The following is an 18,659-nucleotide window of genomic DNA, read 5'->3' as shown; positions in this document are numbered from 1 at the left end:
CTAGATAGGGTTACTTTCTTTGTAACGTCTAATCCGGGCGTTCGGTGTGTGGATAAGCAGAAAAAATGGGCAGTAGGTACGGGTAGTAAGTGCAGTCCACAAGAAAATTTGCTAAATAGAGGAGCAACTTGGATTCAGTCTACGTCCGGTACAGCCTGTTGGGTTTCGCACGTAGGGCCAGGCCATCGAACGAAGCCCTACCCTAATTTGAACCAGCAGAGCGGTCTGGATTCCGGACGGTCATACCAGCCACATTGAAGCAGGAATTTTCGTTATCGCTCTTACACTCGAACAAATCGAAGGACTCAATGCCGGGGTCCAGCCGCTCGAAGTAAAGCACAAAGGGTATCCGCTGATCATTTTTAATGTCAAGTGTTTCGGGTGACATCGGAATACCTTCCGTTTTAAGCAGTGCGTACGTTTTTTTGCCATCCGCCGACGCTAACACGGCCTTTGGATTGAACGAAATAGCACTCGACCCGTAAAGATTGTTATTCCGCCCGTCCGGGTCTTTGCCGTACCGCATGTACAATACCGTATACGTAGCTGTGAGTCGGATATCCGTTACCTTGATATCGGGGTCCTGCGAGTGCCCCAATCCGCCTTCCGGGTCGGGATAAAGTCGTTGTTGAAAGCCAGCAACCGGTTGACTGCGCTGATAGTACTCAGCACCATCAGCCGGCGCGTTTACAGTTGGTGTACGGTGCGATGCGCAGGCAGAAACCAACAACAGAAGGACGATGAGGGCTTTCATACAGGTAAATTACAGGCTTTCAACGTAATAACCAAGAACCTACAGAATCTGTTTTTGCGCTGTGTCGACGGTAAGCGTATTCCAGATTTGGTCGTAAACACTCGTCGCTTTCATTGATTTCCCAACGTTCCGACTGCTCACAAATACCGGGTGGTGCTCGGGTGCTATATCCACCCGCCCGTGCGACCCCTTGATGAGGGTTGCATCCAGGGAAATGACGTTCATCAGATACCGGAAGCCGAGTAGTTTACGCCCTAATTTGTACCCGGCTTTCAGTTTGATAAGTGGGTTGGTCTGGTCCATAAACATCTCGACGGGATCGTAGCCGGGTTTCTGGTGGATGGCTACCAGACGGGCATAGTCCGGGGCGCGGGCATCATCGAGCCAGTAATAATAGGTAAACCAGCTGTCGGCATCAGCCACCACAACTAAATCACCAGACCGTTCATGATCAATGTGATAGTCCTTCTGCTGAGCCTTGTCCAGCACTAACTCGATACCCGGCGTTTTTTCCAGCAATGTCCTGACCTTGTCAGCCACTGACGGGTCGTTGATGTAAACGTGGGCCATCTGGTGATCCGGTGTAGCAAAGGCGGGTGATGCCCCCGCATCAAACAGTTCCAGTCCGCGCTCCTCCCGGTAGCGAATCATGCCCGCTTCGCGCAGAATCCGGTTGATGTGGATGGGCTTGCTCACATTCGTAATCCCGTATTCTGACAGGACAATTACTTCGGCGCCCTGTTTTTCGTAGTATTGAATCAGGTCCCGGCAAACGTCGTCAATCTCGCGCAGGTCTTTGGCTATTACCGAAAAATCCTGGCCGAACTTTTGCAGGCAATAGTCCAGATGCGGCAGGTAAATCAGCGTCAGCGTCGGGTTATGCCATTTGTCGACCAGCAGAGAAGCATCGGCAATCCAGCGGCTGCATTTGATGGTAGTAGCAGGCCCCCAGAATTGAAACAGCGGAAAGGTGCCGAGTTCCTGCTGTAATTTATCACGCAGGTCAGCGGGGTGAGTATAACAATCCGGAAGCTTCATGCCGTCCGACGGGTATTGTGGCCGGGGCGTGGCCGAAAAGTCGGCGGTGGAGTACATGTTGTACCACCAGAACATTTTAGAAACGGTGAAATTGGGGTCAATCTTTTTGGCCGCTTCCCATATTTTCTCGCCCGCTACCAGCTTGTTCGACTGCTTCCAGAACTTCACTTCTGCATCGGTTCGGTCGTACCAGCCGTTGCCCACAATACCCGTTTCACTGGGCCATTTGCCCGTTACATACGTAGACTGTACAGAGGTGGTAACAGCCGGAAGCATAGGGTCAATGGTAGCCTGGTGTTTACTGGCAAACCACTGCTTCAGAAAAGGCGTGTGCTCGCCAATCAGCGAATAAGACAAGCCCACAACGTCGAGTACTACGGTCTTTTTCATAACTAATGTAGACTAATGAATTATAAATGATGAATGATAACCGGGTCGTCTGAGCGATGCTCTGTCTGATGGTTATTCACTCATTTGCTCATTCATAATTAATTTACTCACCCATGTCAACTCCCGTTCAATAGAGTCGATCAACTCTTTTTTCAATTCACCGGGCAATACGCCCCAGGTATAGGTTTCCACTTCCATCTGACTCGTAAACGCCCGTTCGGCCTGTAGACGCAGCACCTCACGAATATCATCCTGGGTGGACTTCAGCACGCCGTAGTCATCCACAAAAAGGGGAACGTGGAAGTGAGCCCGCCATTCGGCATGATCGTCGCTAAAAGCAGCCAGTGCTTCGGGTAAATCAGGAAAGCGCAACAACCCGCCTACCTGTGTTCTCGACACTACCTGATGCAGATATGTTGGCTCGTTAAACTGCCCAAAGGACTGCCGCACGGCTTCCCGTTCTGCCGAAGTGTCAGGAAATTCGGCTTTCAAGGCCGCGCTAATCTGGATTTTACCAACGCGCAGGCCGTAGTTTTTGAGTTTGTCCAGCACCTCGGCCGGGCGTTCGTAGCCAACGGCAAAATGGCACACATCGTAACACAGCCGGACGTGTTCGCAGATGGTAGCTTCCGCTTCTTCGTCGGTCAGGCCAAACTGCTCGCTCAGTTGCTCGATACCCATGGGCAACAGGTAATCCGTAAACCAGGCGATAAACTCATCGGCGGTTTCAATCACGCCATCGGGTTCCGGTTCCAGATCGAGGTGCATGAGCCGGTCGGTTTGCTGCCGCAGCCGGACCAGTTCGGCCACCACCTCAAGAACGTTCTGCGTAGTCTGCGAAAAAATATGATCGCGGGCTGCGGGCAGTTCCCACTCAAACCAGCGCCGGTACGATAGTGGCGAGGTAGAAACGCCCCCCTGTATGGGGTTTCCCAGCTCGTCGACGGGCAGCAGCACGGACAAAATCCGAAACAGCCGTTTGGTATACTCAACCCTTGCTTCCGTAGTCCAGTCGGGGGTGTGTACCTGATCCTTTACCCGAACATCGTGGAAGCCGCCAAACGGAAATCCGTTCATCGTAAAAACGTAGCAATCGTTATCGGCCAGCCAGTGCTGGAAAGCCACCAGGTTATCGGGTTGTTCCAGTTCTTCGCTGGCTATGTTGGAGAGCCGCAGTCCGATGCCAAACGGCGCATCGGGCGAAAGTCGCTGTTTCAGGGTAGGAATGGCTTCCTGTAAGGCCGCAAAGTGGTCCGTCCAGGTTTCGCCTGCATGAATATTAGTGCAGTAGCCAAGGTGTCCAAGGAGTGTTTTCATGCGGGTAGCGCCTGTTGTTCCTGTTCTTTCAGGGTGGCAATGGCCCGCCGAATCTGGTCGGCATCCATTTCGTGTACTTCTACGCCCTTGCCAAGGCTCTTCAATAACATGATGGTAAGCTGCCCGCCCAGATGCTCCCGGAACTCGGCCAGCCCTTTCAACACGCCTTCGCTATTATTGGCATCCAGCATCGGTTGGTAGAGCGAAAAGCCAAGGGTACGCAGCGTAGTCAGAATTCGGTTGGTATCAGCTTCGGTGAGCCAGCCGATTTGCTGGGAGTACAAACTATCCAGCGCAATACCAATAGCGACCGCTTCGCCGTGGCGCAGGTCAAAATTGGTGAGTTGTTCGAGTTTGTGGGCACTCCAGTGCCCAAAATCCAGTGGTCGGGAAGAGCCCATCTCAAACGGGTCGCCCCCCGAGATATGGGTCAGGTGCATTTCCGCGCAGCGGTGAATGAGGTAATCCATCGCCGATTTATCCCGGGTGGCCAGTGCTTCGGCATTAGTCTCGATCCACTCGAAAAAAGCGACATCTTTGATGAGTGCTACTTTTACCGCTTCGGCAATGCCCGCCCGCCAGTCGCGGTCGTCGAGCGTGGTTAAAAACTGGCTATCGTTGAACACCGCTACGGGGGGGACGAAGGTGCCAAGGAAGTTTTTCTTACCCCGGTAGTTCACGCCGTTTTTAACACCGACGCCGGAGTCATTCTGGGAGAGTACCGTTGTTGGGATGCGGATGTGGCGGATACCCCGGTGCGAAATACCGGCTGCGTAGCCTACCAAATCCAATACCGAACCGCCCCCGATACCAACTACGTACGAATGCCGGTCCACACCATAGCGATCAACGGCATCAACGATCTGTTCAACGTAAGCGGGTTCATTTTTGGCTGTTTCCCCACCAGGGATGATGAGTATATCGGAGACAAGGTCAACCGCACCAGTTAGTTGAGCAAAGTACGCGCTTATGTCCGCTTTGAGAGATGGATGGGTATCGAGCACTCCCGAGTCGATAACGAACAGGATTTTTTTGCGGATTTCGCCATTTACCTGCTGAGTAAAGAAATCGGCAAGTACGGAATTGGTCGGATCAAAAAGTCGCTCGGTAAAAAAAACGGTGTACGTAAACCGAACGCTAAACGCCTGATGCAAATGATTCATGAACAGACAAAGCCAGTTGAGTAATACTGTCTCTGTCTGTCAAAAATACAATCAAATCGTTATTGGTTCCTTAAAATACTGTTTGTATTCGGGTCTTTAGCCTAAAAGCAGGCTTTTTACGCTACTAATTCGGCTTTTGCGAGTTTCCCCTATGCTTTACACGACATCGAGAAGCGGGTATTGTTTACTATACAACTGTCAAATTCTTACAGATACAATACTTTGTATTTGAAGGCTCCATGCAGGCGCCAGTAAACCGATAAGAACGGGGTTGCCAGTGCCGTAATGATAGCATGCTTGATGATTGGCCAGGAAAGTGGGTAACTGGGAAGGTATCGCATAACCAGGTCTACCGATAAGGCTACCCATACCCCTAAGCCGGTTAGAGAAATAGCAGCCTGACCCATCGGCAGGCCAATAAGGCTGATGGCCATACTCAATACAGCCGCATAATAATGGAATGTCTGCCGCCGGTGGGACGGAATCCGTTCCCGAAATAAGCGGGGATGTCGTTTATACAGCAGTGCATCGTAGCTGTTATTACGCTCATCGTGTAAAAGACCATACCAGGGATAAGGTCGGATATGGTAGACTACTACGGCTTCGGGGCATTTGCCGATAGGAATACCTGCTTGAATAAATTTAAACTGAAGGTCACTGTCTTCGTGCCAGGCCGTGTTGAAGGCTTCTTCAAAACCGCCAACCCGCTCCAGCGTAGATTTTCGGCAAAGGCAGTTGGCGGACAGAAAATCGGTTCGTTTCAGCAACATAGCGGTACGGTCGAGGGGGGTTGGCCGGTTGGGCAAATGGACCCGCAACTGACCCGTCATGACCTGGGCACCACGCTGAAAACCGGGAAGTGCCGACGAAAGCCATCCCGGTTCGGGCAGGCAATCTTCGTCGGTAAACGCAATAATACGGCCCCGGGCGGCCCGCCAGCCCCGGTTCCGGGCTGCGGCTGGCCCTTTCCGTTCGGGCTGACTGAGGTAACGAACTTCCAGCGGGCCACCGTTCCGGGCAATCTGTTTGGCAAATAGCTGAACGGCGGTTTCAGTTTCGGGTAAGTCGTCTTCACCCACTATTATAATCTCAAACTGGTTGCGCGGCAGTCGCTGACGACTGAGTGCATCAAGGCATTTGAGCAATACGGCCGGTTGTTTGTAGGTAGGAATAACAATCGAAAATTCTGGTAACATAGAGGACCGGCGAGAGTGGTTATAAAAAAAGCCTATAAAGGAATAATACGGGGTAAGGGTGGGCCAGTAGTTTTCAGACGACCCGATAACTCGTTTTTGTCCAAAACCACATCCTGAGAGGACATTGCAAAAACTTAACCAAAAACCGCCTGCTATTTTCCCTGTCATAGCCATTTATCAAGTAACACCCTTTTAAACAGCACATTAACTGGAGAAATAATGATTTTCCTGAAATCCAATTTTCTGATTAAACGGTCATCTTCCTCAAACCTCCGATTGTACGTTTATCTTTGCGGACTCATTTCTTTTCTATCATTTCTATGGCTCGTATTGCACTTATTACCGGCGCAACCTCCGGCATTGGCCGCGCCACCGCCGAAGCCTTCGCTGACCTTGATTTTAGTTTGATTCTGTGTGGCCGCCGACAGGAACGGCTGGACGAAATGCAGGAGTACCTGGGAGCAAAAACGCTGGTTACGACCCTCAATTTCGACGTACGCAACTGGGTAGAGGTCTATGAATCCATTAACACCCTAGCCGAAGAATGGCAGGCAATTGATATTCTGGTGAATAGTGCGGGCAATGCCTATGGGATGTCGGCTATTCAGGACGGAGACCCTGCTGACTGGGACCAGATGATTGATGGCAATGTGCAGGGGTTATTGTACGTGTCGAAGGCGGTTATGCCCGGCATGGTAACCCGCAAACGGGGCCATATTGTGAACCTGAGTTCGGTGGCGGGCAAAGAAACCTATCCGAATGGAGCAGTGTATTGCGCCAGTAAAGCCGCCGTGGAAGCCCTCAGCAACGGTATGCGGCTGGATTTAACCCAGCACGGTATTAAAGTGACCAATATTGCGCCTGGCGCGGTGGAAACGGAGTTTTCAATGGTGCGGTTCAAAGGCGATAAAGAGCGGGCCGACAAAATTTATCAGGGCTTTACCCCCCTCACCGCCGAGGACATTGCCGATTCCATTGTGTTTGCCGTTACGGCTCCCGCCCACGTTACCATCGCCGACATGACCATTCTGGCCGGGGCCCAGGCCGGGGCCCAGACTATTCACCGGAAGTAACGGCAGCAGTTGTCGGCCAGTCATTTATTTTTTAGTTTAGAGGAAATAACGGCTGATTAGCAACAAGGACCAGCGTATGGCTATAAAACCGGTTCATCTTACGATTCCAACACCCTGCCCGCAGCGCTGGCAGGACATGGAAACCCTGGAAGCGGGACGATTCTGTACGAGCTGTCAGAAGACGGTGGTAGACTTCTCCACCCTGACCGATCAGCAGGTTATCAGCCTGTTGGCGCAAAAGAAGGGGGCGGGATGTGGTCGCTTTCGGGCGGGGCAACTTGGCCGGGTGTTATCCGTTGATCCACCAGTTTCACGGTCACCCGCCCGGATTTTTAGTTTGCTGACAGCTGGTCTACTTGGCCTTCAAGCGGCACAGGCCAACACGTTACCAGCCCCACTCGAGCCAACCCGGCAACACATCACCGACTTAGCTATCCCTTCAGTGTTGCCCATTATGGGCGAAGATATAGTGACCGATTCGGTATGGGTCATTACGGGCCGGGTAATTGAACAGGCGACGCACGCGGCTCTTTCGGGAGCCACTGTTGTTATTAAAGGAACGAATAGAGGGGCCAATACGGATGCCGAAGGCCATTTTCAGGTTCGCATACCGACTGAACTCACGAGTGATCAGATTACTCTGCAAATAGCCAGCATTGGCTACCTGACCCAAGAGATACAATTGAAGTCCGGCCAACTAAACGCACCCTTGATTAGCTTGCATGAAGACTCAGCGGCTTTGGGCGAGGTTATCACGGTTGGAGGTTACAAAAAACTCACTTTCTTCCAACGGCTACGGAATCGATTGCGTGATGGCCACTAACTGCTTCAACACCTCTGATTCCACGCGGTGTTCACCGTCGAAAGCCGTGATTCTCAGGGTTGGGATATCCGTTTTCAGACGATTCAGGTAGCCATCGATGTCAGGTATTTCCTGGATGTATTCGTCCTGGTTTCCGTACACATAATGCGTTTCCGTATTGGTCAACGTCTCCGGCTGAATCATCCCCGATACGCTCTGCGGGAAGTAGCCCGCCCACAAAATAAGCCGGTCGGCCCGAACGTGACCCGCATTCAGCCACCGACAGGCTGTAGCCGCCCCCTGCGAAAAACCGAGTACCGTGATATGTACTTTTTCGGGGTCGCAGCGGTCCATAATATTGTCGTAGAGCTCGTTCAGATAGCCGATGAAATCGCTGATTTCGTGGTCACGGTCTTCGCGGGTAAGCCAGGAGGCTCCCACCCGCTTATAGTCGTTGTTGAGGTACATCCGGGACAACCCCTCCGGCACCACAATAACCGTTTCGCCATCGGCCAAATCAGTGAACTTCCGCCCGAAGTACTGCGCCAGTTGCCCAAACCCATGCAGGCAGAACCAGATGTTTTTCGTTTGATCCGTCAGTTCGCCGATAGTATAGTACCGGGCTGTGCGCTGAACCGATAAATGCTTCTCCTGCATCATGACTAATTACCGATAAAGCCGTGTTTGCTGCCGATCGTTTTTGCGTTGTTCATAAAACCGCCTGTCCGCAATGTAGCAGAGCCGCTCAAGCTTTGCATGGACAACCCCGTTTTCATCAACCCAATCCAGGGTAAATGTTTGCTCGGTTTTTCCACCAGCTGCTACCTCCTGCCGGATGTGCTCAATTTTTTCCTCCGTCAGTTCAAATCGAGCGTAGAGCGTCTGTCGCCCCGGTTTACGGAATTGAATGCTGGCCGATTTATCCCAGACGACGTACTGGTTGCCCAGTATTCGTAATAGCATCAGCATATAAAACGGGTCACCGGCAGAAAACAGGCTGCCGCCAAAAATGGTACCCACGTAATTGTACGTCCACAGATTTCGGCGCAGACGAATGTGTACTTCGCGGGAGTCGCCCGACCAGAACAGGATTTTACCACCCGTTCCAAAATACATGGGATACCAATTCATCAACTGTCGAAATCGCCACGTACTGGCTGACTCTTTCCGTGTGGTTTGTAAAAAAGACGGCTTCATTTTTTCGTTGGTCTACAGTTCAGGCTTACAAAGGCTGAACGGAGTCAGGTTGAAGCGCTTTTCCCTTCTTGATAGCCTGCGCAATCTGCCCGGCATGGTACGAATTGTGGTGCATTAGAAAGACAAGGAGCTGCATCCGGGGTACTTCACCAAAGGGCGACGAAATAACCTCCGTCCACTGCTCGTTGCTGACTTGCTGAATATGGTCGGCAATCAGTTCGAAGCTGTCCGTTACCAATTGCTGAACAGCGGCCAAATCGAGGGGTTTTCCCTCGTCTGAAACGCCCCCTACCGCCTGTAGGGTAATCGTAACGTCCCGACCAAATAACATGCTGGCAAACCGGTGAATTACCTCCGCCGTGTGCAGGGCAATGAATCCCGCCGAAGCCGTTTCGGGCGTCAGGCGGTTGCGGTAGTTATCGGGAGTCAGTTTGCGAATAGGGCCTTGTGCAGCATTCTGGTTCGCCAGCCAGATTTGGGATAATAGTTGTGTAGTCATTGGGTGTTCGTTATTAGAATTTTATCAGAAAAAGCGGACAGGCCCGCCACAGTGTCGGGACCAATTTCTTCCCATACCTGTTGATTTAAGGCTTTCCATATCTTATGGCATCGCTTGGCCAGCAGGGTACCTTCTTCGGTCAGGAAAAGGCCATTGCGGAGGTTATCGGTCAGCCAGCCATTCTTTTGCAGAAGTTGCACATCCCGGCTCATCGCCGATTTTTCGATCTGCAACTGTTTCGACAAGGTAGCCTGACGAATGCCCGGTTGGGCGAAAATGCGCATGAGTAAACCCGCCTGAGCAAAAGTTACCCCCTCCTGCGTAAACGCATCGTTGTAACGCCCCGTCATTACCCGAGCCAGCATCCGCAACCGACCCGCAATGCAGTAGTTTTCGGTATTCATAGCCTAAAGATTAGAAAGTAAAGTTGCATATGCAACTTTGTGGATAAAAAAATGCATTGATAGCCAATGAGTAAAGTACTGAAAGTAGAATGATAGCTTAGTCAAGACGTTATGTCGTTACCATTCAGGCAATTAGCTGCTCCTAAAACTTGCTTACCTGTCTTACTAGCCAGTCGAAACTAATTGGGGTACTGGTCAAATCCGTATCTTGCCGCCATACTATCGAACCTGTCTCCACGATGAAAAATCAGGACCGCCCTAATCTATTTCAATACGCTACCAGTGAGTTATCGCAAGACGCTTTCATCTGCTGGTTAGCCGCCTGGGCAGACCCGAAGTACAAAGATATCGATGCTAACATTAATGTTGGGCTTCATGAAATTGCTCAGCGTTTTGTCGTTTCGATGATTAGAAAAAAGTTGAATTATGCAGAAGCAATACTTAAAACCGTTGAAGTGAGAAGGCAGGTCGGGAAACCAGACATTCTAATTGACATAAACTAGAAAGTTTATTGAAGACCAGCGATCAAATTGGAACACCAGTAAAGATTACAAAATTTCCAAAAGGCTATTGGATGACAATAGCCCGCTGGCAAGGTGAGTATCGCGTAATGACCGATAGCAAATTAGACATAGCCGCCACGCTGGAAAATCTCAAAAAAGCGCAACAACTCCTCAATATAGCTTTCCCACAATGAATACGATACCCACGCTCTCTCCCACTGCATTTTGGGATGTAGATATGCAATCGCTCGATTACGAGACCAACGCCCGGTTTATCATTGAAAAAGTGATGAACTACGGCTTGTGGGACGATATGCTGGAGGTATTACGCTATTACGGTCATGAACGCGTAAAAACAGAGATTACTCAGGCAGCCTATCTCAAGAAGAAAACGCTTTCCTTCTGTTGCACTATATTTGATCTTACTCCCGATCAGTTTCGATGCTACAAACGGCAACAGTCAAACCCGCTACCCTGGAACTCTTAAAAAAGCTTATGCAATTGCCTACACTTAACCAATTCGCTTTGGCTGGTGGCACAAACCTTTCACTGCGGTACGGGCACCGGTTATCAATCGACCTTGATTTATTCACCAATCAGTCTTTTTCGGAAGCAGACGTATTTGACGAACTGGTAAGCTATTTTCCCGGAATTGTTAAAACGGACGAAGGAAAAAATACACTTAGCCTGATGATTGACATGGTAAAAGTTAATCTGCTGGCTCATCGTTATCCGCTATTGGTTGACTTTACGGAAGAAACAGCTATCCGACTTTGGTCAGTTGATGATGTGATTGCCATGAAACTAGGGGCCGTTAGTGGGCGGGGTGCAAAAAAAGGTTTCTGGGACATGGCCGAATTGCTCAATCATTTTACGCTGGAGCAGATGCTTCAACTTTTTAAATTAAAATACACCAATAGCGATCAAGGGTATGTGGTTCGCTCCCTGACCTACTTTGATGATGCTGAAGCCCAGGCGGATCCGATAGTACTGAAAGGCATTACGTGGCCTGAAGTAAAACGACGGATTTCAAAAGCGGTAAAAGAGTTAATTTAACTCAGTTGTTTCACCATCAGCCGGTTACTTGAATTCTGCAGAAATTCTCCCGGCAACCTTGCCGCTTCCCCGCTGAAAGTGGTTATTTTTAAGCCAGTAATTAGCGGAAACCATGCAATTCTCCCACCTCCACTGCCACACCCAATACTCGTTGCTCGATGGGCAGGCCAATATCAAGAAGCTGATTAGCAAGGCTAAAGCCGATAATATGCCCGCCGTTGCCATTACGGACCACGGCAATATGTTCGGTGTATTCGAGTTTGTGGCCGAAGCCAGTAAGCAGGGTATCAAGCCCATTGTGGGCTGTGAGTTTTACGTAGTGGAGGATCACCACAAAAAACAGTTTACCAAAGAGCAAAAAGACGTTCGGTACCACCAGTTGCTGTTAGCCAAAAACGCACAGGGCTACAAAAACCTGGCGAAACTCTGCTCCCTGGGCTACATGGAGGGGCTGTATGGCAAATACCCGCGCGTGACTAAAGCCCTGATTGAGCAGTACAAAGAGGGCCTGATTGCCTCCACCTGCTGCATTGGGGCCAGCGTGCCCAAAACGATTCTAAAAAAGGGCGAGGAAGCAGGCGAAATTGAATTCAAATGGTGGCTCGACCGATTCGGCGAGGATTATTACGTTGAACTGCAACGCCACGAGATTCCTGACCAGATTAAGGCCAACGAAGTATTAATCAAGTTTGCCCGGAAGTACAACGTCAAGATTATTGCCTCCAACGATTCGCATTACGTGGATCAGGACGACTGGGTAGCGCACGATATTCTGCTGTGTGTGAACACCAACGAAAAGCAGAGCACCCCGTCGATGAAGGATTTCAGCGACGATGATGTGATGCCGAAGAATACCCGCTTTGCCTTCTTCTCCGACCAGTTCTATTTCAAGAACACGCAGGAGATGAGCACGCTCTTCAAAGACCTGCCCGAAGCTATCGACAATACCAACGAGATTGTGGGCAAGGTGGACGTGCTGAAGCTGAAGCGCGATATTATGCTGCCCAACTTCCCCATTCCCAAAGAGTTCCAGCAGCATACCGACGATGTCCTGAACCAGTGGGAATACCTGCGCCACCTCACTTACACGGGGGCCAAAGAACGGTATGTTGACATATTACCCAATGTGCAGGAACGCATAGATTTTGAATTGTTTACCATCCGAACGATGGGGTTCGCGGGCTACTTCCTAATTGTATCGGACTTCATCAAGGCCGGGCGCGATCTGGGCGTTATGATTGGACCAGGGCGTGGTTCGGCGGCAGGCTCGGTGGTGGCCTACTGTACCGGTATCACCAACATCGACCCAATTAAATACGACCTTCTGTTCGAGCGGTTCCTCAACCCCGACCGGAAGTCAATGCCCGATATCGACACCGACTTTGACGACGAAGGTCGGCAGAAAGTGATTGATTATGTGGTGGAAAAGTACGGCAAGCAACAGGTTGCGGCTATTGTTACCTACGGCACCATGGCGGCTAAATCGGCTATCAAGGACGTGTCCCGCGTAATGGACCTACCCCTGAGCGATGCTAATATGCTGGCGAAGCTTGTACCCGACAAGCCAACCTATAACATGACACTGAAGCGCATTTTTGAGGACCCCATCGACGGGCCGGGCGGGTTATCCAACCTGATCCAGCCCGACGAGGTGGAGAACGTGAAGAAGATGCGGGCCCTGGAATCGGGCGACCAAAGTGTGGGTCGCACGATGAAAATGATTGATACCGAGAAAGTCCAAAATGTACTGAAACAGGCACGTCGACTGGAAGGGACGGTACGGAACACGGGCGTCCATGCCGCCGGTATCATCATTGCCCCCAGTGATTTATCGGACATTGTACCGGTATCGACTTCGAAAGATACGAACCTGATTATTACCCAGTACGAGGGTAAAGTGATTGAGGATGCAGGCGTAATCAAGATGGACTTTCTGGGACTTCGCAACCTGACCATCATCAAAGAATGCCTGCGCCTGATCAAGCAGAATCACGGCGAAACCATTGAGATAGATAACATTCCACTCGACGATCCGGCAACCTACGAACTATTTCAGCGGGGCGAAACCAACGCCATTTTCCAATTTGAATCGGATGGGATGAAAAAGCACATGAAGGACCTCAAGCCCGACCGCTTCGAGGACCTCATTGCTATGAACGCCCTCTACCGTCCCGGCCCGATTGCCTACATTCCGAATTATATTAACCGCAAGCACGGCCGCGAAGAAGTTAAGTACGACCTGCCCGAAATGGAAGAGTACCTGGGCGACACGTACGGCATTACGGTGTATCAGGAGCAGTTGATGCTGCTGTCGCAGAAACTCGGCAACTTTACCAAGGGTGATGCCGACGTGCTGCGGAAAGCCATGGGGAAGAAGCAGAAAGACGTGCTCGACAAGATGAAGGGCAAGTTTATGGACGGCTGCAAAGCAAACGGCCTGAACCTGAAAGTCTGCGAAAAAGTATGGACCGACTGGGAAGCCTTCGCGTCCTACGCCTTCAACAAATCGCACTCCACCTGTTATGCCTTCGTGGCGTACCAGACCGCCTACCTCAAAGCCCACTACACATCGGAGTATATGGCCGCCGTGTTGACCAGCTGCCTGGGCACGATTGATAAGATTACGTTCTTCATGGAAGAATGTAAAAACCTCAGCCTGCCGGTGTTAGGGCCGGATGTGAATGAATCAGAGCGGTTCTTCGGGGTCAACAAAAAGGGCGAAATCCGGTTTGGGCTGGGTGGTATCAAAGGCGCGGGCGATGCCGCCGTAGAAGCCATCATCGAAGAGCGTAATGCTGGTGGCCCTTTCAACGATATTTTCGACTTCGCCATCCGGGTCAACCTCCGAACGGTCAACAAAAAAACATTTGAATCACTGGCCTACGCGGGTGCTTTCGACAGCATCGATGAATACCACCGGGCGCAGTATTTCGACTTGGCGGAAGGTGATACGTCGCCCTTCCTGGACAAAATTATCCGCTACGCCAACAACTACCACGCCGAAAAGGCAGCCGCCCAGCAGTCGTTGTTTGGGGCGATGATGGGCGGAGAACCCATGCTCTCCCGGCCTAAACCGCCTGTGGTAACGGAGTGGAACCAGATCGAAAAACTCAAATTCGAGAAAGACGTAGTCGGGTTCTACATCACCGGCCACCCGCTCGACGAATTCCGGCTGGAACTAGACGGCTTCTGCAACTGCACGCTGGACAAAATCTACGAAACGCGCCAGCCCGAAATCAAGGTAGCAGGTATCGTATCGGCTATGCAGACCAAGATTGCCAAAAACGGTAACCCGTTCTGCATCTTCAAGATTGAGGATTATAATACGTCTATCGAACTGGCCCTGTTCGGGGAAGATTATGTTCGGCTGGGGCAGTACATTGAGGTGGGGCGGTTCCTGCACATCACCGGCAAAACCCAGAATCGCTGGAACTCGGATAACCTGGAATTTAAGGCAGTCACCATCCGGCTCCTCACCGAAATGCGCGAGAAATTCTGCAAGGAACTCCGTGTATCGCTTACCATCGACTCGCTTAGTGCGCAACTGGTTGCACAGATAAACGACCTCGTCAATGCTCACCCCGGCACCTGCACCCTATCGCTGAATGTGGTGGACCATCAGGAGCGCATTGAAGTCAGTCTGCAATCACGCACCCTGAAAGTTCACCCTGCCAACACGTTTCTGCGCGCGTTACAGGCCATGGAGGGCGTGAGTTGTAAGGTGGCGTAAGCCTGACTAAGGGTTTGGCGAGTACGCTTTACGAAAAAGTTTAGCGTAATATAATATGACTGCGACAGGTACGTACCTGGCTTAATGGAAAAGTTAAACCAGGTTCCATTCATCACTCAACTCTTCTGCCAGTAATTTCAATTGATCGTACGACAGGGGTTTCGTTAGAAACTGATTGGCTCCTAATGCCAGCGAACGATTACGTTCTTCTGCTTCCGATGAGGTCGTTAGCATGACAACCGGTATATCGGCATAGGCAGGAACAGCCCGTAGTTCTATCAGGGTTTCAAAACCATTCTTTCGGGGCATGTTAATATCCAACAGTATCAGACCGGGTAATTCGACACATTCACCCAGCTTGGGTAATAGTTCTGAACCGTCGCTTAGGGAAAAGACCTCGATAGGCTGTTTACCACTGGCAAACGCTGTTCGAATAAACAGCTGATCGTCTTCATCATCATCAACTACCCATACGGTAGAGGTACACATAAATCAGTTGAGCTAAACGGTGGTATACTAGCAGGAGCGGGCTTCGTAGGTGTACAATGATACTTGATTTCAGTGCATAAAACAACTACTAACCCCCTGGTTAGTAGACCATTTAATGTTTTATTAATTAACCTGAACAGTCCATTACCAAAGGGGGTTAGTTACCTGCCAGTACAGGTAACAGCTTAAAAAGTTGATTATCAACCTATTTATTCCCGTGAAATCCAAACACGCACCTACCTTTGAATTTTACCATAATTATGGTTGATGGTGATGATTTATTCTTGCTAACCCAACACATTCAGCCCTGCCATCAGGCATAACGCTAACTTATGCCCAGGATGGAACGGAAGCCACCAGAAAACTTGCCGAAGGATGTCAGGCTAACCTGATCATGGCAATGCCAGTAGGCCACGGATAGGAGGATACGAATTATTGAAGGGGATAATGCCCCAATGGCCCTTACCCTTTTTCCCATTCGCCAGTAACTTACGGAAAAACAGCAAAAAATAAAGCTCCACCCGTTACGATGGAGCTTTTTCAGGTTTAGTAATGAGGTGAGATTAGTGCGTAATGTTAGTTGACACCAGCAGCCTGCTTTTTCTTGTCTTTGGCTGCGGCCTTCAATTCTTTGGCATCGGCTTTAATCACTTTCTTCTGGGCCTTTTCCATTTTTCGATCCGCTTTAGCATTACGGGTATTGGGGTCCGATACACCGGCAACCTCTACACCTTTGCCCGTAGCGGCATTGGTGTTAAGTTCGCGGGCTTTTGCCATTTTCTTTTCCGCTTTCATTTCCTTCTTGGCTGCCTTGGTTTCCTGAGCCGCCTGAGAAAATCCATCTTGAGCTATCAGCAGCATGGCACACACTGAAGCAACCATGATTACCTTTTTCATAACTATACAGTTTTTAGTGTAATGAATTATTTTCAACCGCTAATTAACTAGCCGGGATTTTTTTTGTTCAGAAAAGATGGACTAGTTCGCCAAAATTTGTTCAGGTACCACCCATCCGGATATAGGATACAGTTGTTTTACAAGCCCTAGTGGGGTGTCATCCTGATAGACTAAGCAGCGGTTATCTTCCAGAACTCATAGCCAAACTCGTCCTGTACTCACCCGTTGGCATGCCATCTCTGTCCAAAAAAGCCACCATTTATGTGGATAATAGTTCACAGGTAGCCCCGTAATTGCTATATACTAATGGCTTATTGGCTCCCTACCGGACAACAGATAAATACCCAAAACAGGTATGTTATCACCTTTATCATATGAATACATCCGGAATGGAAACCAAAAGATAAATAAACGTGCCCGATAGGTTACTTGGCAGACAAATTGCCACAGGGTATCCATTACTTGACTTATCGAAGTATACACCATGAACTCACTTCACTCCACCCGGCGATTAGCATTAATTGGTATTATTATTATCAGCCTAGCTATTGGTTGTTTTCTGGCCCTGCACCTGTACAGTTTGGCATCAGTCTGGGTCAAGCTGGTTGAACAAAGGGGCTCGATTGATATTTCCGGGCAAGCGGCCTTTAAATTTTCAGCCCTATTTATATATGGCATTGCTGGTTTCGATTTCCTTCGCCAGAAGCTAAATCTTCGCGAATTATAAGAGTTTATCGATGATTATGAGCAAGTTGACGTGCTATAGGTACGCAAATTGGTTCAAAACAGCATTTTCCTGTAAACGTCCTACCACACCAGCGGCCCGTCACTAGGTGGTCAAAACTCTCATAGTTCGCGTTGATCCATGTATTCCTGCGCAAGTGTAACCTCTTGTTATCGGCGGCCACGAAATTCTTCCGTTTACTGACACCCGGCTTTTGCATGGCCATTCTGCTTTCCGTTGCCTTACATGTGGCTTACGGGCAGCGTACCCCCTTGGAAGAAGCTAATTCAATTTACATAACCACAAATCTGGCCGACAGACAGACCTACGAAGCGATTGAAAAGGTATTTTCAGAGCAGGGTGTATAGTTCTCTGCCGCCAGTGATGGTATATTAATCAGTGTGCAGGACAAACGTTTTGGCCCTTACAAAAGGACCCAGTTTTTAGATCAGTTGAGTGTTATGGGGAAATATAACCTGTAAACCAGTTGGTCAATGTCAGCTACTGACGCGGATGTATCGGCAGTTTTCGTGGGTAGGATTTGGTCAACTATTGCCATCAGTAGCGCCTGCTTATTGGTAATGCTTATCTGAATTGCATTTGCCCTACATACTGAGTTCACGGGTAGCGGATTGTAGGAACAATACACAATAGAGTTGTTGCAACGGGTTAATTTTATATCACGAAACTATCCATTGCTGATTTGCGAACTGACCCCCATTGGCGATCAGCCACCGGACTGTTATCTATGGACAAGGTTCCCTGATAAATCTGCCTGAGGGTTAGGCCTTTGTACTTTCCGAGTCCTATCTTGTCAGCGTAATGATATAACTTCATATTGGCGAGTACTTTTACAGTAGTTGTCGGCAAGACCAGGCTGTTGCGTCAGATAATGGCAGTTTTGGCAGGCAAGATTATGCTCCCATTCAAGAGCCAGACTACTCAGTACTAGGACACGAAAGATAAAGCCGTTTTCCGGTGTCAGCCAGGGGAACAATATCAGATCAATAAGATCCAGGTTGATGGAAATGCTCTTCTACACGCGCTTTTATGGCTTTGAGAACGCTTACGATAATCCCTCTTTCGTAGCAATCCATAAGGATGCCTTCGTTAAACCGCTCGGCCCGAACAATGGCCGTGATGAACATACAGAGGGTGAGTAAGTCGTAGTGTTCGAACGTTAGTTTGGGCTGCATTACCACGGCTTTGCCCTCGTGCCAGTTGGGCCAGTCAAATACAATCTCAATGTTAGGGGTGCGAGTGCTTGCCCGGACAAAGTCCCAGACCAGGTTTTCTAAAGCATCTCCGGTGAGTTGCTCCGACGACTCCATCTGCGGGATAAACGCGAAGAGGGGTTGCCAGTCGGTAAGGCTGTACCCGTACAGGCGTTCTGTATGGCTTTGCGTTTCGGTTGGGGTCATAGAAAA

At 49.8% G+C, this 18,659-nt stretch carries 21 protein-coding genes; 9 read left to right on the top strand and 12 right to left on the bottom strand.

All coding sequences use genetic code 11. From position 1 onward, the window contains the following. Window positions 1-202: 202 nt before the first annotated feature. From B156_RS0104045 to B156_RS0104025, 5 genes are all read right to left on the bottom strand, one after another. Window positions 203-754: a hypothetical protein gene (locus B156_RS0104045; RefSeq protein ID WP_018618358.1), complete on the bottom strand. Its 552-nt coding sequence runs from the start codon at window positions 752-754 to the stop codon at window positions 203-205. A 39-nt stretch (window positions 755-793) separates the two neighbouring features. Beyond that, a complete protein-coding gene (locus B156_RS0104040; RefSeq protein WP_018618357.1) occupies window positions 794-2,182 on the bottom strand; it encodes an alkaline phosphatase family protein in 1,389 nt (462 codons plus the stop codon). 72 nt (window positions 2,183-2,254) lie between these two features. Beyond that, complete coding sequence (eboE, locus tag B156_RS0104035) at window positions 2,255-3,499, bottom strand: metabolite traffic protein EboE (protein ID WP_018618356.1); 1,245 nt, start codon at window positions 3,497-3,499, stop codon at window positions 2,255-2,257. After that, entirely contained in the window at window positions 3,496-4,662 is a 1,167-nt protein-coding gene (locus B156_RS0104030) for a 3-dehydroquinate synthase (protein WP_018618355.1), read from the bottom strand. Before B156_RS0104030 ends, eboE begins: the two co-directional genes overlap by 4 nt. A gap of 206 nt (window positions 4,663-4,868) precedes the next feature. Then, window positions 4,869-5,858, bottom strand: coding sequence for a glycosyltransferase family 2 protein (locus B156_RS0104025; RefSeq protein ID WP_018618354.1), 990 nt, complete (start codon window positions 5,856-5,858; stop codon window positions 4,869-4,871). 320 nt (window positions 5,859-6,178) lie between these two features. Here B156_RS0104025 and B156_RS0104020 point away from each other — a divergent pair, with 320 nt between their 5' ends. Beyond that, the gene (locus B156_RS0104020) at window positions 6,179-6,931 is read left to right on the top strand and encodes an SDR family NAD(P)-dependent oxidoreductase (RefSeq protein WP_018618353.1); all 753 of its coding nucleotides are present in this window, start codon (window positions 6,179-6,181) and stop codon (window positions 6,929-6,931) included. A 76-nt stretch (window positions 6,932-7,007) separates the two neighbouring features. Further along, window positions 7,008-7,754: a carboxypeptidase-like regulatory domain-containing protein gene (locus B156_RS0104015; protein ID WP_018618352.1), complete on the top strand. Its 747-nt coding sequence runs from the start codon at window positions 7,008-7,010 to the stop codon at window positions 7,752-7,754. On the opposite strand, the gene B156_RS0104010 is transcribed toward B156_RS0104015, so the two are convergent. From B156_RS0104010 to B156_RS0103995, 4 genes are read right to left on the bottom strand one after another with little or no spacing between them, the layout of a single operon-like run. Next, a complete protein-coding gene (locus B156_RS0104010) occupies window positions 7,725-8,393 on the bottom strand; it encodes an alpha/beta hydrolase (RefSeq protein WP_018618351.1) in 669 nt (222 codons plus the stop codon). The two genes, B156_RS0104015 and B156_RS0104010, sit on opposite strands and share 30 nt — an antisense overlap. Before the next feature lie 6 nt (window positions 8,394-8,399). Further along, on the bottom strand, window positions 8,400-8,930 hold the full coding sequence (locus B156_RS0104005; protein WP_018618350.1) for a DUF4442 domain-containing protein: 531 nt from the start codon (window positions 8,928-8,930) through the stop codon (window positions 8,400-8,402). Window positions 8,931-8,955: 25 nt separating this feature from the next. Then, window positions 8,956-9,429 (bottom strand): DinB family protein, encoded by a 474-nt coding sequence (locus B156_RS0104000; protein WP_018618349.1) that lies wholly within the window; start codon window positions 9,427-9,429, stop codon window positions 8,956-8,958. Beyond that, window positions 9,426-9,833: a MarR family winged helix-turn-helix transcriptional regulator gene (locus B156_RS0103995; protein ID WP_018618348.1), complete on the bottom strand. Its 408-nt coding sequence runs from the start codon at window positions 9,831-9,833 to the stop codon at window positions 9,426-9,428. The genes B156_RS0104000 and B156_RS0103995 overlap by 4 nt, the downstream gene beginning before the upstream one ends. A 239-nt stretch (window positions 9,834-10,072) precedes the next feature. Here B156_RS0103995 and B156_RS0103990 point away from each other — a divergent pair, with 239 nt between their 5' ends. From B156_RS0103990 to dnaE, 5 genes are all read left to right on the top strand, one after another. Further along, entirely contained in the window at window positions 10,073-10,336 is a 264-nt protein-coding gene (locus B156_RS0103990) for a hypothetical protein (RefSeq protein ID WP_018618347.1), read from the top strand. 8 nt (window positions 10,337-10,344) lie between these two features. Then, a complete protein-coding gene (locus B156_RS0103985) occupies window positions 10,345-10,530 on the top strand; it encodes a BAR domain-containing protein (protein WP_018618346.1) in 186 nt (61 codons plus the stop codon). Further along, entirely contained in the window at window positions 10,527-10,823 is a 297-nt protein-coding gene (locus B156_RS0103980; RefSeq protein ID WP_018618345.1) for a DUF6922 domain-containing protein, read from the top strand. Before B156_RS0103985 ends, B156_RS0103980 begins: the two co-directional genes overlap by 4 nt. Before the next feature lie 8 nt (window positions 10,824-10,831). Continuing rightward, on the top strand, window positions 10,832-11,392 hold the full coding sequence (locus tag B156_RS0103975) for a nucleotidyl transferase AbiEii/AbiGii toxin family protein (protein ID WP_018618344.1): 561 nt from the start codon (window positions 10,832-10,834) through the stop codon (window positions 11,390-11,392). 112 nt (window positions 11,393-11,504) lie between these two features. Beyond that, window positions 11,505-15,122, top strand: coding sequence for a DNA polymerase III subunit alpha (gene dnaE / locus B156_RS0103970; protein WP_026260578.1), 3,618 nt, complete (start codon window positions 11,505-11,507; stop codon window positions 15,120-15,122). Between the two features lie 93 nt (window positions 15,123-15,215). Here the strand turns inward: dnaE and B156_RS0103965 are convergent, their stop codons facing one another. Further along, window positions 15,216-15,611 carry a response regulator gene (locus tag B156_RS0103965; RefSeq protein ID WP_018618342.1) on the bottom strand — a complete coding sequence of 132 codons (396 nt, stop codon included), beginning with the start codon at window positions 15,609-15,611 and terminating at the stop codon, window positions 15,216-15,218. Between the two features lie 576 nt (window positions 15,612-16,187). After that, window positions 16,188-16,508: a hypothetical protein gene (locus tag B156_RS0103960; RefSeq protein WP_018618341.1), complete on the bottom strand. Its 321-nt coding sequence runs from the start codon at window positions 16,506-16,508 to the stop codon at window positions 16,188-16,190. A gap of 484 nt (window positions 16,509-16,992) precedes the next feature. Between B156_RS0103960 and B156_RS31885 the strand changes: the two genes are divergently transcribed. Next, the gene (locus B156_RS31885) at window positions 16,993-17,235 is read left to right on the top strand and encodes a hypothetical protein (protein WP_018618340.1); all 243 of its coding nucleotides are present in this window, start codon (window positions 16,993-16,995) and stop codon (window positions 17,233-17,235) included. A 215-nt stretch (window positions 17,236-17,450) separates the two neighbouring features. Beyond that, window positions 17,451-17,600, top strand: a complete 150-nt coding sequence (locus B156_RS28810) for a hypothetical protein (protein WP_018618339.1) — start codon at window positions 17,451-17,453, stop codon at window positions 17,598-17,600. 636 nt (window positions 17,601-18,236) lie between these two features. On the opposite strand, the gene B156_RS30200 is transcribed toward B156_RS28810, so the two are convergent. Beyond that, window positions 18,237-18,653: a DUF6508 domain-containing protein gene (locus tag B156_RS30200; RefSeq protein WP_157626898.1), complete on the bottom strand. Its 417-nt coding sequence runs from the start codon at window positions 18,651-18,653 to the stop codon at window positions 18,237-18,239. Window positions 18,654-18,659 lie beyond the last annotated feature (6 nt).

It is taken from the genome of Spirosoma luteum DSM 19990, assembly GCF_000374065.1.
Taxonomy (GTDB): Bacteria; Bacteroidota; Bacteroidia; order Cytophagales; family Spirosomataceae; genus Spirosoma; species Spirosoma luteum.
Note: the sequence above shows the minus strand (reverse complement) of the source record. Positions and strands in the feature narration are given on the sequence as shown.

Coding starts and splice junctions, on each gene's coding strand:
- B156_RS0104020 (WP_018618353.1), top strand. CDS start 6,179: ATGGCTCGTATTGCACTTATTACCGGCGCAACCTCCGGCATTGGCCGC.
- B156_RS0103965 (WP_018618342.1), bottom strand. CDS start 15,611: ATGTGTACCTCTACCGTATGGGTAGTTGATGATGATGAAGACGATCAG.
- B156_RS0103980 (WP_018618345.1), top strand. CDS start 10,527: ATGAATACGATACCCACGCTCTCTCCCACTGCATTTTGGGATGTAGAT.
- B156_RS0103990 (WP_018618347.1), top strand. CDS start 10,073: ATGAAAAATCAGGACCGCCCTAATCTATTTCAATACGCTACCAGTGAG.
- B156_RS0103995 (WP_018618348.1), bottom strand. CDS start 9,833: ATGAATACCGAAAACTACTGCATTGCGGGTCGGTTGCGGATGCTGGCT.
- B156_RS31885 (WP_018618340.1), top strand. CDS start 16,993: ATGAACTCACTTCACTCCACCCGGCGATTAGCATTAATTGGTATTATT.
- eboE (WP_018618356.1), bottom strand. CDS start 3,499: ATGAAAACACTCCTTGGACACCTTGGCTACTGCACTAATATTCATGCA.
- B156_RS0104030 (WP_018618355.1), bottom strand. CDS start 4,662: ATGAATCATTTGCATCAGGCGTTTAGCGTTCGGTTTACGTACACCGTT.
- B156_RS0104005 (WP_018618350.1), bottom strand. CDS start 8,930: ATGAAGCCGTCTTTTTTACAAACCACACGGAAAGAGTCAGCCAGTACG.
- B156_RS0103960 (WP_018618341.1), bottom strand. CDS start 16,508: ATGAAAAAGGTAATCATGGTTGCTTCAGTGTGTGCCATGCTGCTGATA.
- dnaE (WP_026260578.1), top strand. CDS start 11,505: ATGCAATTCTCCCACCTCCACTGCCACACCCAATACTCGTTGCTCGAT.
- B156_RS0104015 (WP_018618352.1), top strand. CDS start 7,008: ATGGCTATAAAACCGGTTCATCTTACGATTCCAACACCCTGCCCGCAG.
- B156_RS28810 (WP_018618339.1), top strand. CDS start 17,451: ATGGCCATTCTGCTTTCCGTTGCCTTACATGTGGCTTACGGGCAGCGT.
- B156_RS0104025 (WP_018618354.1), bottom strand. CDS start 5,858: ATGTTACCAGAATTTTCGATTGTTATTCCTACCTACAAACAACCGGCC.
- B156_RS0104010 (WP_018618351.1), bottom strand. CDS start 8,393: ATGATGCAGGAGAAGCATTTATCGGTTCAGCGCACAGCCCGGTACTAT.
- B156_RS0103975 (WP_018618344.1), top strand. CDS start 10,832: ATGCAATTGCCTACACTTAACCAATTCGCTTTGGCTGGTGGCACAAAC.
- B156_RS0104000 (WP_018618349.1), bottom strand. CDS start 9,429: ATGACTACACAACTATTATCCCAAATCTGGCTGGCGAACCAGAATGCT.
- B156_RS30200 (WP_157626898.1), bottom strand. CDS start 18,653: ATGACCCCAACCGAAACGCAAAGCCATACAGAACGCCTGTACGGGTAC.
- B156_RS0104045 (WP_018618358.1), bottom strand. CDS start 754: ATGAAAGCCCTCATCGTCCTTCTGTTGTTGGTTTCTGCCTGCGCATCG.
- B156_RS0104040 (WP_018618357.1), bottom strand. CDS start 2,182: ATGAAAAAGACCGTAGTACTCGACGTTGTGGGCTTGTCTTATTCGCTG.